The sequence below is a fragment of the Gordonia sp. DT219 genome (genome assembly GCF_049847065.1).
Lineage (GTDB): Bacteria > Actinomycetota > Actinomycetes > Mycobacteriales > Mycobacteriaceae > Gordonia.
Genome location: NZ_JBNCNR010000014.1, coordinates 39,375 through 52,720, shown reverse-complemented (window position 1 = coordinate 52,720; position 13,346 = coordinate 39,375). Strand labels below are relative to the sequence as shown.

Sequence of the window (13,346 nt, the reverse complement as noted above, 5' to 3'; positions counted from 1 at the left end):
GATGCACGCCCGACGTTTTCGGCGTCACGAGGTCTCCGACCACGGCGTGGATCGATCACCGGGCCGATAGCCCGAGATATTCCAGGTGATCACGCAAGCGGTCGCGGCCGTGTAACGCGTCGGCGTTCGCGAGTCGGGCGAGTACGCGACTGCTCCAATCACCGGTCAGCCCGTGCGCACGGTTGTACCGCGACAGCGACTCGTCGTACCCGGCGAGGTCCCGATCGGCACCCTCGGCGTCATACTGCTCGTGGTGCAGGACCGCCGACTGCGGCAGGCGTGGCTTGATGCCCGCACGCTCGGCGGGGTCGGGGGTGCCGACGGCGAGGCCGAACACCGCGACGGTGTGCGGCGGGAGGTTCAGCTCCGCGGCCACCTCACGTGGCCGGTTTCGGAGGGCTCCGACGAAAACCGTTCCCAGTCCGAGGGATTCGGCGGCCACGACGGCATTCTGCGCCGCGAGCGAGGTGTCGATGATGCCGATGAGCGTGGTCTCCAGATAGTCCGCCCCGTCCAGCGGCTTCCCGGCCCGTGCGGCCAGTCGCCGGACGCGATCGAGGTCGGCGATCCACACCAGGAACAGCGGGGCCTCGACGATGAACTGCTGGTGGTTGGCCAGTTCGGCCAGTCGCGCCCGGCGCCCGGCATCGCGGACGGCGATGACACTCCACGGCTGCAGGTTGGACGAGGTCGGCGCGGATTGGGCGGCGGCCACGATGGCGTGCACCCGCGCATCGTCGACAGGGTCGTCGGTGAATGCGCGCACCGAGCGATGTGCGAGCTGGATCGCGAGTGAATCGTTGCTGACCTCCAGCGTCGCGTCGGGTTCGCCATAGCGTTCGGCGATGGATACGGCTTGTCCGGTGAGGGGCACCTGTTCGGTGATGGGCATGGCTTCTCCCGCTGTTGTGGGCCTGTCGACTCCGATTGCGACGGTCACACTCCACCCTCACGTGCGGGAGGTCAATTGTTTCTCGCTGCGAGAATTATTGGCCACCAGCCTGATCGTGGCGAACATCGGGCCGCCGGGCGAACGCCGGTCGGCTTTCGTATTGCGCACGGTGGTCGGAACGACGGCAATCAGTACCGGTTGGCGGGCATGCGGTTTACGCTGTGCCGGTCTGATACGTCGCCGGGGTGCGTCGCACCTTGCGTGAAGCCAGGTGGATTCTCCGGCGCGGCGGCCCACCGCCGAACCACCCCCCAAAGGCCCGAATGACAGTCATCAGAACCGATTTGCGGCAACTCCCACGCCGAATCCACGCGCGCCCGGCGCCTTCCACGGACGGGAGCCGACGATGATCGATCTCAAACGCATGATGCTCCTGTGCGACCTCGCCGAACTCGGTACCGTCACCGCCGTCGCCGAACGCAGACACATCACGAGTTCTGCGGTGTCCCAACAGCTACGCGTCCTCGAAGAGGAGAGCAGCGCCGTCCTCTTCCGCCGGGACGGCCGGACGCTGGGACTCACCCGCAGCGGTGAGGTGCTCGCCGACCACGCCCGTCGCGTTCTGGGTGCCCTCGACGAGGCGATGAGCGCGGTGGCCGCCACCGTCGACCGGGCGTCGGGACAACTCGTGGTCGCCTCGTTCAACATGGGCATCTCATTGCTGGTGGCGCCGATGATGCAACGTCTCGCCGAGGACGCACCCGACGTCCGGGTGCTCATCCAACAAGAGAATCGCGCACGTGCCCTGCGACTCCTGCGCCAGGGTGAAACCGACCTCGCGATCACCTGCGCCTATGGGTTCGGCGGCCACGAATCCCAGAGCGGCCTGATGACGGTGCCGCTCATCGACGAACCACTCGTACTCATGGCACCGCCGCGCCTGCACGTCGCGATCCGGACGCGAGGGCTCTCGACGCTCGCCGACGAACAGTGGGTGTCCGGAACCGCCGATTCCGGTCTGGGGATCGCCGTCATGCGTGCGGGTGAGCGCTCCGGATTCATCCCCCGCATCACCCACCGGCTCGTCGGCGCCCGCAACATCTGCGATGTCGCCGGAACCGGGATCGGGCCGGCCGTCGTCCCACTGCTCACCGTGCCCGAGCATCTCCGGCCACTCGTCGTCGACGATGTCACATTGGAGACACGACAGATCCAGGCTGTGGTCCGCGCGGGGCGTCAACGGGATCCGAAGACAGCTATCGCACTGCGCGCGCTGCAGCTGATCTCCGAAGGAGCGCTTCGCGCCACCCGGACCCCGATCGGGCTGGCCGGATAGCGTGCCCATCTGATCCGTCCGCGGATAAAGATTGCTCGCGGTCGCCGGCCCGGGCAGTATCCGGTCGACACAACCCTGCTCGATGAGGAGACTCCATGCGCCGCAACCAATCCCACAACCGTCGTCACCGCCTCGGACGCGGTGCACTCATGCTCGCCGCGATCGTGGCCACGTTGGGCTTCGCGCAACTCGCGCTTGCCCCACTCCCCCGTGCCGACGCCCATGTGACCGTGGATCCCGGCACCCAGATCGCCGCAGGCGGATACGGAGTCGTGCGCCTGCTGGTTCCGAGCGAATCAGACACCGCGAAGACGACGGCGGTCTCGGTCACCATCCCCGACGGCGTCGACTTCACCTCGGCCCGCACCACCCCGGTGCCGGGATGGACCGCCACCGTCGACCACCGATCCGGCGCCGACGGCCGCGTCACCCGCATCACCTGGACCGCAACGACGCCCGACAACGCGCTCACCTCAACAGAACTCGGACAGTTCGCATTCTCCGCCGGACCGTGGCCGACGAACACGAATACGGTGAACCTGCCCACCGAGCAACGCTACAGCGACGGATCCACCGTCTCCTGGAACGAGATCGCGGTCGATCAGAGCAGCGAACCGGAGCATCCGGCGCCCGTCGTGCATCTCGGCGCCGCCGGACAAGACGCCCACGGTCAAGCGCTCGACCACGCCGAGACCGGTTCCGAGAACCCGGACTGGACATCACGGTGGATAGCGATCGCCGGCCTGGTGGTCGCCGTTCTCGCCCTCGTCGCACTGGCATTCGTGTACCGGTCGGGCCGCAACAGGCCGGAATAGGAGTTGTCGCACTCGCCGCGCCGGTTCGCGGGAATCGTGGTGCTCTGCTTCGCGGCGGCGTGCTGCTGGCTGACCGCGACAGCCGCTCCGGCATCCGCACACGCCGTCGTCGTATCCAGCAGTCCGGCCGACGGCAGCCATCTCGACGAGGGCCCGGCAACGGTGTCGGTCGAGTTGAACGAGCCGGTCAGCATCGTCGCCGGCTCGGCAAGCATTCTGGGCGCCAACGGAACACGCGCGACGCTGCGGTCGGCCCAATTGACCGACGGGGGCCGACGCGTCGTCCTGACACCGGCACATCCGCCAGGCGACGGTGCCTATCTGGCCACCGTGCGGGTGGTGTCCGCCGACACCCACGTCGTGTCGTTGGCGGTGCGATTCACGGTCGGATCGGTGACCGAACTCGGTGCGATGCCCGCGCCGCAGAACGCGACGCCGACGACGGATACGATCGGGGGCCTTCTGGCGAAGGTGGCGGTCTACGCCGGGACCGTCCTCACCGCGGGGCTGCTGCTGGCCGCGCGATGGGTGTGGCCGGAAACGCCCGCGCTGCCCCGGTTCCGGCGCACCTACCGGATCGGGTCGGCAGTACTCGTCGCCGGCCTCGCCGCCCGCCTGATACTCCTTGCGCGCCAGCAATCCGGGGGCGCCGGGTGGTCGGTTCCCGGGTGGACAACCGTGCTCGACGGAAAAGTGGGTATCGCGCTCGCCGCGGCGGCGGCGACCGCGGTGGCGGCCGGACTGTGTCCACCCGGAACACGTTGGCCTACCCAACTCCTCGGGTATCTCGGCGGCGCATGCGCGATCGTGTCCATCACCCTCGCCGGCCATGGGGGTGCCGGCGGGCGCTGGCCCTATTCGCTCGTCGCGACGCTCGCGCACGTCTACACCGCGTCGGTGTGGTTGGGCGGGATCGCACTCCTTGCCGCCCTCCGGCCGGCACCACTGCGCATCGAACGCTGGCATCGCGTGGTCGTCGGACATCTCGTCGTGCTCGCCGCGTCCGGGGTGACACTCGCCTTCCTCCAGGTCGCGCCGTTGAAGGCGTTGGTGCACACCGCTTACGGCCTGACATTGACGGCCAAGGTGGCAGCCGTCGCATGCACGGTCGTGGCCGGATACGGGGTACTGCGCACCTACCGGAGGCGTCGGGTCCCGGCCGAGGGCGGCGGGCGACGACGGCTGCTACTCGTCGAATGCGCGCTGGCCGTGATCGTGATGTCGCTGACGTCGATCCTGTCGTCGCTGACCCCGGCACGCGACAGCTTCGACGAATCGGTCACCGCCCATCTCGATTTCGGGAACTCCCAGCGACTCGACGTCCGGATCGATTCGATCCGCCGGGGAGAGCAAGGACTCACCGTCGTCGATCCGGCCCCGGCCGGGACGACACCGACCGTCGACGTCGAACTGTCGTCCGCCGACGCCAACGTCGCGCGCCTCCCCGTGGATCTGACCGAATCCCGCACACCGCGCGGTCACACCTGGCGCAGCCGGGACCTGATCGTTCCGGCGGCCGGCCACTGGAGGGTGACCGTGCGACTCGACGGCACGCAGGGGCCTCGGCTGGCCTCGTTCTCCTACCGGGTTCGGTGACCCCTCGGCACCGAACCCGGTAGTCCGACGACGAGCTTCGATGCCGGGTCAGGATCCCAGAAACGGCTCGCCCGAGACGAGTTCGGACTCGCGTCCGTCGACACCGATCGGGATGTCGCCTTCGAGGGTGACCCGGTAGAGAACCCGATCATGACCGAGATGTGCGGCGTCCCCGATGGCCAGATGTGCGGTGGCGCGGTTGTCCCAGAAGGCGACACTGCCCGGGGCCCAACGGAACCGGACCGTGTATTCGATGCGGGTGGCCTCCTGCCACAACAAGCGCAGGATCTGCTCGCTCTGCTCCGGGGAGAAACCGCGGATCTCCCGCGCGCCACGCGTGAATCCGGGACTGACGAACAGTGCCCGTTCCCCGGTCACCGGGTGAACCCGTACCGCCGGGTGATAGGCGACCAGGTTGGCCTCCGAAATCTTCCGGGCGCGTTGGCTGCCCGCCGCCGCGCGCGGCGCGAATTGGTGCTTGATGTCGAGCGTATCGGCGAGGTCACGCAGTTCTTGCGGAAGCCCCTCGTAGGCCGCAACCAGATTGGTCCACGTGGTGTCGCCCCCGTATGGCGGGACGATGTCGGCACGCAGTATCGAGGCCGCGGGCGGATTCACCAGCGCGGTCACATCGGTATGCCAGCTATGGTCATAGGAGGTCCGCTTGCGCCCGAGATTTTCTTCATAGCGCCGGCTGTCGATCGGCAGGATCTCCGGAAAACCCGCCGGCGGCCGCTCCTCATGCGGATGAGCCGGGGTGATCTTTCCGAAGAGCCGGGCGAACGCGATCTGTTCGGCATGACCGATCCGCTGATCACGGAAGAAGATCACCTTGTATTCGTGGAGGGCATTCCTGATCTGGTCGACCACTTCCGGGGCGAGCGGGCCGCCGAGGTCCACGCCGCCGATCTCGGCCCCGATGTAACCGGCCGACGGCGCGATGTCGAGGCCGGTGGTCCCTGCCCTATCCGGTACTGGGTTCTCCTGGACTGGGTTCTCCTGGACTGGGTTCTCCTGTACTGCGTTCTCCTGCACCTGGGTCACGGTGTTTCTCCCATCATGAGTATCGGCCTGGCACGGCCATGCCGGCGCGAATCGCCACCGGCCGGTCACAGTGTGCAAACCCGGGCCCGTCGGGAACAACGATCTTTCACTACGAGGACACCGAAGATCCGATGGGTGATATTCACCAAAGACTCCCGGTGCAGTGCATCTTCGATCAAGGTGAGCACAAGAATCGATGGCGAACGCTCCGATGGCTACTCTGGGAAAGGTGATTTCTCGCAAACTCCCTATCCGAGCGGCTATCTCGACAACTGCTGCCACGATTCAGAATCATCTCGACCCGAGGACCACGCCCCGGCGGAAAGGAATTCGCGCATGACCATCACCGGTCGCCCCACCGACACCCCGGCCGCCACCGATGTTCATCCCTTCCTCACCGAGGTCGAGAACTACGCCGAGAGCGTCCTGCGGCCCCGCGCACTCGCCACCGACGCCACCGCGGTCGCCCCGGAGCGAATCACCGAATTCGCGACCCTGGGGCTCCTCAACCATCTCGCCCCAGCCGAATTCGGCGGTGCCGGCCTGGGACGCGCGGATGATCGGCGGCTCCACGAGATCATCGCCGGGGCATGCCCCAACACCTGGCTGGTGTGGGCACAACACGCGCCCATCGCCGCACGACTCATCGCGGCCCGCGACGAGGGACTGACACTCCCCGATCTCGCACTCGACATCCTGCGCGGCGAGCGACTGGCCGGCGCTGCGTTGAGCGATGTCCGGCGCTTCCCGGATCACTACATCCGGGCCCGCCGGATCACCGGCGGCTGGGTCGTCACGGGGCGGGTGTCATGGGTCAGTGGCTGGGGCCTCAACTCGGTACTGACCACGGCCGCCATCGATTCCGCCGAGCGCCGGGTCGTCACCGCGCTGATCCCGGTCACCGACCGGCTGCGCGCCGCCCCATTGGAACTCGCCGCGCTCACCGGCAGCCGAACCGAACGCGTTTTCCTCGACGAGGTATTCGTCCCCGACGAGAACGTGTTGTCCGTGCAGACGATCGAGGAATGGCATCACAACGACGTCGGAAACGCCAATGACGCTCGGCCACACCACTTCGGCCTCGCCGAGTCGATCCTGAACGAACTCTCCGAATCCACCGCCGACGAGGCGCGCGCCCTCGCGCGGGCGTGGCGTCCCCAGATCGATCGGCTCCGATCCGGGGCCTACCAACTCATCGATGCGGCGGCCGACGCCAAGGACCCCTCACTCGATGTGCAGCAGCGCCTGAACACGCGCGTCGCCACCTTCGACGCTCTCTCGGCCTTGTCCAGAGCACTGCTCGTCGCACGCGCCGGCCACGGTATCGCGCGGGACGACACGGCCCAGTTCTATGCCCGCACAATCCTTTTCTTCCACGTCCAGGGACAGAACGCGACCGGGCGTGCCGCGCAACTGACTAGTCTCACTCCCCCGGACTGAGAGCGCCGGGGCCAGGAGACCCCGGCCCTCTCACGACGCGGCGAACTGCCGTTCCGGCAAGGGAATCCCCCAGCGCCCACGCAGCGTCGGTGCCTCGTATTCACGCCGGAACAATCCCCGTTCCTGAAGGATGGGAATCACCTGATCGACGAAGTCCTCGAGCCCGTCCGGAAACTTGTCCGGCATGAGATTGAAGCCGTCCGCCGCCCCGGCGAGGAACCAGTGCTCGATGGTGTCGGCCACCTGCTCGGGTGTCCCCACCACCCGACGATGCCCGAAGCCGCCCGCCAGGACGTCCAGCAACTGCCCGACCGTCAACCGTTCGTCCACCGCAAGCCGGACGACGGCCTCGCGAAATCCCAGCGACCCACGAAATCTGGCCGGATCCGGCGGACCGTCGACGACCGACACCGGTAGTGGGGCGTCGTGGTCGAGTTCATCGGGGTCCACGCCGAGGGTGCCGGCGAGTCGACGAAGTGAGAACCCGTCGGGCGAGAGCGCCGTCGACTCCCGGTGCCGCCGGCGCGCCTGCTCCTCGGTACTTCCGAGCACGGTGATCAGTCCGGGCAGAACCCGGATGTGGGACCGGTTGCGGCCGGCCGCAGCCGCTACCGACTTCACGTGCCGATAGTGTTCGATCCCGGCGCCCAGACTCATCTCGGCCGAGAACACGGCGTGGGCGGCCCGACCGGCGAGTGCCCGCCCATCCGGCGACCCGCCGGCCTGCACGAGCAGCGGATATCCCTGCGCCGAACGCGGAACCGGCAGAACGGCTTCGACGTCGAAGAACTCACCGTGATGTACAGTCGGCCGCTCATCGATCACCGATCGCCACAGGTCGTTCACCACCGTCACGAACTCCTCCGCTCGTCGATAGCGCACATCGCGATCGGGCAGTTCGGCGAGTCCGAAATTGCCGGCCGCCTCGGGACTGTAGGTGGTCACGACATTCCAGGCCACGCGGCCACCGGAGAGATGGTCGAGCGATTGCACGCGGTACGCCAGCTCCCAGGGGTCGTTGAACGTGGTCGACAACGTGCCGATCAATCCGAGGTTCTCGGTGGCCGCGCCGACCGCGGCAAGGATGCTCGTCGGCTCGAGAGCGCGACCGGGTTTGTGGCGCGGGTCTTCTCGCAACGCCGGACCGTCGGCCAAGAAGTACGCATCCAGCAGTCCGCGCTCGGCTATTCGTCCGATCCGCGTGAAGTAGTCGACGTCGACGAACGACAGCGGATGCAGTTCGCTCGAGCGCCACGCGTCGTGGACGATCCCCACGTCGAGGACGTTGACGTTGAGGATGACGTGGTCGGTGCGCTTATCGGACATGGCTGTTCGCCCCTACTGGTTGTCGGGTGTCGGTTTCGGCCGCCGGGAACAGAATCCGGCCACCTGTCGGCAGCCGTAGTGCGGCCAGCCCCAGCAGGTCTCGCAGCGTCGGCGTCGGGAGGGCGCCGGACACCGCACCGTCGCGCAGCACGTCCTGGTCCACGGTGGTGGACGCGGTGCCGGTGAGTAGATCGGCGAGCTCGTCGACGTCGCGTGGGTGATGCACGACCACCTCACGATCGCTCTCGGTCACCACGAGATCGGCCACCCGGGCCAGATCAGGCGACGGCTCGCCGAAGGTCACCACCGGCGGCCACACCTGTGGGCCGGACGGAAGCTGCAGTGGCCCATCGATGTCGAAGGCGCCCCGATGATCGATCGCGACGATCCGCTCCGATTCGGCGAACACGCCGCGGGCCGGGTCGGCGATCACGGCGTCGGCGGGAAAGCTGCGCCATAGCTCGCGGACGGCGATCACTGCATCCGCGGCGGCGGCGTCGGGATCGGCGGAGGTCCATGGGGATCCGGTCGGGGCCCGCGGGTCGGTCGGTGCGATCGCCAGTCCGGCACGGCCCCTCGACGCGTGGTCGAGACCGGCGATTCGACGTGCGAGGTTGTACGGGTGGTCGCGCAGCGGCGAGGCGGCGACGAGCAACCCCGCCCGGGAGGTGACGGCGGCCAGGACGATGGCTGCCAGACTCGGGTCGATTCCGCCCCGCTCCGTGCGCTTTTCGCCCCACGGACCCGAGTTCCCGGGAAGGACCAGATCGGCACCGACGAGGATCGCGTCGGCGAAGTCGTCCAATCGCCTTCCCCAATCGGCGCGTTCGTCGGCACGTCCGGGGGCCAGGAGCGCCGCCGCGACGGCGCGGTCGAGACCGACGATCACCAGCGGCCGGTGTCCCGGCGGCGATTCGGCACTCGTATCTGCATCACTCATGTCTACGTTGTCTCCCTCCATATTTCCGCGGGGCCCTCACCGTTACGGACCGGTCGATACGGGTGCTCGGTTGGTTGTGCTCCGCGCGGCCGGGATGTCGGCCCCGTGATAGGTGTTCTCGAGAAACGCTGCGACCTGAGGACTTTCCAGTGCCCGCGCGAGCTCGAGAACCCGGTGGTCCCCGGCCAGCCGGGCCGGCGCCACCAGGACATGTGCATACGGGTTTCCCTGCCCCGGTTCAAGAGCCAAGGCGTCGCGATCGGGTCGCAATCCCGCCTTGGCAGCGTCGTCGGGGGCCAGTACCACGGCGTCGTAGTTGCGATAGATGTCGCCTACGTACTGCGCGTAACTCACCGGGGCCAGGCTCAGGTGCCGTGGCGAGTCCAGAACGTTGCTCTGTGTGATGGTCAGATCCGGCACCGTGGTGCCACCGAAGCGGCGGTCCAGTCTCACCAGCGCGGCACTCTGCAACAAGTACAGGGCCCGCGCCGCTCCGGTCACGGTGTCGGGGACGGCAATCCGCGACCCGTGCGGGAGGCTCCGCCCACTTGCATTGTCGGCCCCGAGCCCCGAGTTGACCCAGCCCGAGGTGTCCTTGAGGTCGTGCCATCGCGACGAGTAGAGGCCGTATGGCACCACATCGACCGCGGAGACGACGCTGAGATCCTTGATCGACCCGGCCGCCACGTCGGCGTCGAACGCCGGTACGTGCTGAAAGAACGCGAGGTCGCCTTGTCCTGCCGCAATCTTCGCGTCCGCGTCCGCGGGGGCATCCACCACGGTGAGGTGCACGCCGGCGGCGAGTCCCTTGTCCGAGACGAACTTCAGGATCGACCGATAGCTGCCCGTTCCGGCATAGACGGTGAGAGCGTCGGCGCCCGGCGATGAGGTGTCGTAGGTGACATCCGAGGACGAGCCACAGCCGGTGAGTGCGGCCACCGAGGCGGCAACGGCCATGACCACGAGACCCACGAGAGGTGGCCGCAACCTTCTCCGACCGGCCGGTGACGTCGTCGTGGCACCCCGAACTCTCGTCACCTGGTGGTCAGTCCGCGTTGCCAGGATGTGGCCCGCCACTCGATCACTGTCATTATCAGGTTCACGATGATCCCGATCAGGCCGAGCGCGAATATCCCGGCATAGAGCTGCGGGGTTTGGTAGCGCATCGCGGCATTGTTGATGTAGATTCCCAAACCGTCTGCACCGCCGACGAGTTCGGCCGCGACAAGTGCGGTGAACGCATTCGATGCGCCCAGCCGGAGGCCGGGGAACACGCCGGGTATCGCCGCGGGCAGGATGACGTGGACGAACACCCACGGCCGGCCGGCACCGAGCACCCGCGCAGCATTCACCAACAGTTTCTCGACATTGCGGACGGCGGTGACCGCGGTCAGGAACACCGGCCAGAAACTCGCCCACGCCACGATGGCGATCTTGGCGCCTTCACCGATTCCCATGAACACGACGAACACCGGCAGCAGGGCGAGCAGCGAGAGGTTGCGGAAGAACAGCAGGACCGGCTCGGCCAGTTTCTGGAAGACCGGGAACGATCCGACGACGATACCGAGGACGAGGCCGGCGACCGCAGCGATCGCGAACCCGATGAGAGCCCGCTGCACACTGGGCCAGATCTGCGAGGCGAGACTTCCGTCGGAAAGACCGCTGAAGAAGGCGCGCAGCGTGTCCTGCGGTGTGGCCAGGTATTGGTCGCTGACCTGACCGGAGGCGACCACCAGCCACCAGATCAGCAGGAAGGCGACAAGCCCGACCGTCCCGTAGATGTAGCGGTTGTACTTTGTCCACCAGGCATTCCGCGGCCTCGTCGCGGTCGGCCGCCGCTTGTCGACGACCGACCGAACGCCCACGCCCTTGCGGTCAATGGTCTGAGTTGTCATGACGTACCTCTTCTTCCAGAATTCGCGCCACGCGCGAGCGAATGTGTGCGAACCGTTGCGAACCCCGCACGTCGTTGTCGCGGGGACGCGGCAGATCGACATCGATGACCGTCTTGACCGATCCCGGCGCGCGGGTCATCACGGCGACGCGGTCGGACAGAAATACCGCCTCGTCGATCGAGTGGGTGACGAAGAGAATGGTCTTCCGCGATGTGCCGGCGTCCCAGATCCGGAGCAACTCGTGCTGGAGGAACTCCCGCGTCTGGGCGTCGAGTGCGGCGAACGGCTCGTCGAAGACCAGGATCTCCGGGTCGTAGACGAGTACGCGGGCGATCGCGGCCCGCTGCCGCATACCGCCCGACAGTTGATGCGGGTAGCGGTGACCGGCCGACCCGAGGCCGACCGTCTCGAGGACTGCCGCGGCCCGTTCCCTTCGCTCGGCGCGCGGAACCCCGCGGATCTTCAGACCGACCTCGACGTTCTTGGCCGTGGTGAGCCACGGGAAGAGCGCATATCCCTGAAAGACCACGCCGATTCGCTTGTTGACACCGGTCACCCGATCACCGTCGACCAGTACCGTTCCACCATCATGCTGTTCGAGTCCGGCGAGGATGTTCAGAAAGGTCGACTTCCCGCAGCCCGACGGTCCCAGCAGCGAGACGAACTCGCCACCACCGATCTGCAGATCGAATCCGTCGAGGACGGTCGAGGTGGCCCGTGGATCATTGGGCTGGACGAAGGACTTCGACACGTTCTCGGCTGTGATGGTGCCCGGTGTGAGCAGCCGGTTCGCGTCGCCGGACGGGTCGGGCCGGTCCAGGAGTTGGTTGGTCATGCGATGTACCTTTCAGCAGTTCTTTCGCGGGCCGGGGTCCTCGGTGGTCGCGTGCGCTACTTCTCTCCTCTGATCTCGACCAGATGCGTATCGAGCACCCCGGTGTTCTGGGTCTGTGCCACGATCGTCGTCGACGGGGTGTCGAGCAGATCGGCGGACTTCGCATACGGATTGAACGCATTCGTCGCGATGTCTTCGGGCTTCAACTTCTCCGCGCCGGGCAGCGGGCTCCCGACATCACGTGTCAGATCCCACCACAGTCGCAGTGATGCCTTGTCCAGCAGGGCATTCGGGGCGTAGTGCCAGTTGGTGGTCTGCTCGACCGGGTAGCCGGTGGTCTTACCGGCGATCTCCGCGGATTCGCGTGGATGCGCGTTGGCCCAGTTGGCCGTCTTCGCGATGACACCGACGAATTCGCGGGCCTCCTTCGGATGTGCCTGCAGCCAATGGTTACTGGCGACGTACGGCGCCTGCCCGCCCAGCGGCCCCCAGTCGTCGAAGGCGGTGAACGCCTTGGTGAATTTGTCGGGCTTGCTCTGCAACACGCCGATCAGTGGCGGGTGGAATACTCCCAGATCGATATCACCTTTCTCCAGCGCCGGCGGCAGGAGGTTCTCGTCCTTGAACGAGAGGAAGGTGACCTTGTTCAGGTCGACGCCATTGCGTTTCAGATACTGTTTGATCACCAGGTCGGTGCAGCTGTTCTTGCCGGTGAATCCGACGGTCTTGCCCTCGAGCGCCTTGAGATCGGTCTTCGTGACCGGCGACCCGGCCTTGGTGAAGTAGGCCATGTGTGGCTCGTCGGGCAGGTCGAGCATGCTCGCCGCGATCGCGGTGAAGCCGAAACCCTTCACCTTGCCGTCGATGTCGTTGTTGAACATGCCGGTGGCGATGTCGATGCGTCCCTCGTCGAGCAGTTGCACTGCGGGCACCGTCGACGCCGGCCCGACATACTCCGGCCGAACCCCGGAGTCCTTCCAGTAGCCCAACTCGTCGGCGATCCGCACCAGTGACAGCGCCGTCGGCGAGTTGGCGAAGCGAAATACGACGCCATTGCCCGACTTGCCGCAGCCGGCGAGCAGCAACGGCACCGCGACCAGCAATATGACCGGCGCGAGCGCCAATCTCGACTTCCGCAGTATGCGGGATATTCCGCCCATGACTCGCTTCTTTCAATCCGTGAGGAATGTAACTCTGATCGTTGACTCGATGTTTGTCACCGCAGAT

At 66.9% G+C, this 13,346-nt stretch carries 12 protein-coding genes; 4 read left to right on the top strand and 8 right to left on the bottom strand.

Annotation, left to right across the window (positions count from 1 at the left end):
• Positions 1 to 55: 55 nt before the first annotated feature.
• Positions 56 to 892 (bottom strand): NADPH-dependent oxidoreductase, encoded by an 837-nt coding sequence (locus ACPXB3_RS16140; protein ID WP_425728416.1) that lies wholly within the window; start codon positions 890 to 892, stop codon positions 56 to 58.
• Between the two features lie 406 nt (positions 893 to 1,298).
• On the opposite strand from ACPXB3_RS16140, the gene ACPXB3_RS16135 reads away from it, so the two are divergent.
• From ACPXB3_RS16135 to ACPXB3_RS16125, 3 genes are all read left to right on the top strand, one after another.
• A complete protein-coding gene (locus ACPXB3_RS16135) occupies positions 1,299 to 2,228 on the top strand; it encodes a LysR family transcriptional regulator (protein ID WP_425728414.1) in 930 nt (309 codons plus the stop codon).
• Positions 2,229 to 2,323: 95 nt separating this feature from the next.
• On the top strand, positions 2,324 to 3,043 hold the full coding sequence (locus tag ACPXB3_RS16130; protein WP_425728412.1) for a YcnI family protein: 720 nt from the start codon (positions 2,324 to 2,326) through the stop codon (positions 3,041 to 3,043).
• A 3-nt stretch (positions 3,044 to 3,046) separates the two neighbouring features.
• Positions 3,047 to 4,639 carry a copper resistance protein CopC gene (locus ACPXB3_RS16125; RefSeq protein WP_425728410.1) on the top strand — a complete coding sequence of 531 codons (1,593 nt, stop codon included), beginning with the start codon at positions 3,047 to 3,049 and terminating at the stop codon, positions 4,637 to 4,639.
• Positions 4,640 to 4,687: 48 nt separating this feature from the next.
• On the opposite strand, the gene ACPXB3_RS16120 is transcribed toward ACPXB3_RS16125, so the two are convergent.
• Positions 4,688 to 5,581 (bottom strand): TauD/TfdA dioxygenase family protein, encoded by an 894-nt coding sequence (locus ACPXB3_RS16120; RefSeq protein WP_425728475.1) that lies wholly within the window; start codon positions 5,579 to 5,581, stop codon positions 4,688 to 4,690.
• 438 nt (positions 5,582 to 6,019) lie between these two features.
• Between ACPXB3_RS16120 and ACPXB3_RS16115 the strand changes: the two genes are divergently transcribed.
• The gene (locus ACPXB3_RS16115; protein ID WP_425728408.1) at positions 6,020 to 7,123 is read left to right on the top strand and encodes an acyl-CoA dehydrogenase family protein; all 1,104 of its coding nucleotides are present in this window, start codon (positions 6,020 to 6,022) and stop codon (positions 7,121 to 7,123) included.
• Positions 7,124 to 7,153: 30 nt separating this feature from the next.
• Here the strand turns inward: ACPXB3_RS16115 and ACPXB3_RS16110 are convergent, their stop codons facing one another.
• From ACPXB3_RS16110 to ACPXB3_RS16085, 6 genes are all read right to left on the bottom strand, one after another.
• A complete protein-coding gene (locus ACPXB3_RS16110) occupies positions 7,154 to 8,449 on the bottom strand; it encodes an LLM class flavin-dependent oxidoreductase (RefSeq protein WP_425728406.1) in 1,296 nt (431 codons plus the stop codon).
• The gene (locus ACPXB3_RS16105; protein WP_425728404.1) at positions 8,439 to 9,389 is read right to left on the bottom strand and encodes an LLM class flavin-dependent oxidoreductase; all 951 of its coding nucleotides are present in this window, start codon (positions 9,387 to 9,389) and stop codon (positions 8,439 to 8,441) included. The genes ACPXB3_RS16110 and ACPXB3_RS16105 overlap by 11 nt, the downstream gene beginning before the upstream one ends.
• A gap of 42 nt (positions 9,390 to 9,431) precedes the next feature.
• The gene (locus ACPXB3_RS16100; protein ID WP_425728402.1) at positions 9,432 to 10,361 is read right to left on the bottom strand and encodes a MetQ/NlpA family ABC transporter substrate-binding protein; all 930 of its coding nucleotides are present in this window, start codon (positions 10,359 to 10,361) and stop codon (positions 9,432 to 9,434) included.
• Positions 10,362 to 10,423: 62 nt separating this feature from the next.
• The gene (locus tag ACPXB3_RS16095) at positions 10,424 to 11,284 is read right to left on the bottom strand and encodes an ABC transporter permease (protein ID WP_425728400.1); all 861 of its coding nucleotides are present in this window, start codon (positions 11,282 to 11,284) and stop codon (positions 10,424 to 10,426) included.
• Positions 11,265 to 12,119: an ABC transporter ATP-binding protein gene (locus ACPXB3_RS16090; RefSeq protein ID WP_425704725.1), complete on the bottom strand. Its 855-nt coding sequence runs from the start codon at positions 12,117 to 12,119 to the stop codon at positions 11,265 to 11,267. Before ACPXB3_RS16090 ends, ACPXB3_RS16095 begins: the two co-directional genes overlap by 20 nt.
• A 56-nt stretch (positions 12,120 to 12,175) precedes the next feature.
• Positions 12,176 to 13,279 (bottom strand): ABC transporter substrate-binding protein, encoded by a 1,104-nt coding sequence (locus ACPXB3_RS16085; protein WP_425704726.1) that lies wholly within the window; start codon positions 13,277 to 13,279, stop codon positions 12,176 to 12,178.
• Between the last annotated feature and the right edge of the window lie 67 nt (positions 13,280 to 13,346).

Coding starts and splice junctions, on each gene's coding strand:
- ACPXB3_RS16130 (WP_425728412.1), top strand. CDS start 2,324: ATGCGCCGCAACCAATCCCACAACCGTCGTCACCGCCTCGGACGCGGT.
- ACPXB3_RS16140 (WP_425728416.1), bottom strand. CDS start 892: ATGCCCATCACCGAACAGGTGCCCCTCACCGGACAAGCCGTATCCATC.
- ACPXB3_RS16135 (WP_425728414.1), top strand. CDS start 1,299: ATGATCGATCTCAAACGCATGATGCTCCTGTGCGACCTCGCCGAACTC.
- ACPXB3_RS16115 (WP_425728408.1), top strand. CDS start 6,020: ATGACCATCACCGGTCGCCCCACCGACACCCCGGCCGCCACCGATGTT.
- ACPXB3_RS16110 (WP_425728406.1), bottom strand. CDS start 8,449: ATGTCCGATAAGCGCACCGACCACGTCATCCTCAACGTCAACGTCCTC.
- ACPXB3_RS16090 (WP_425704725.1), bottom strand. CDS start 12,119: ATGACCAACCAACTCCTGGACCGGCCCGACCCGTCCGGCGACGCGAAC.
- ACPXB3_RS16095 (WP_425728400.1), bottom strand. CDS start 11,284: ATGACAACTCAGACCATTGACCGCAAGGGCGTGGGCGTTCGGTCGGTC.
- ACPXB3_RS16085 (WP_425704726.1), bottom strand. CDS start 13,279: ATGGGCGGAATATCCCGCATACTGCGGAAGTCGAGATTGGCGCTCGCG.
- ACPXB3_RS16105 (WP_425728404.1), bottom strand. CDS start 9,389: ATGAGTGATGCAGATACGAGTGCCGAATCGCCGCCGGGACACCGGCCG.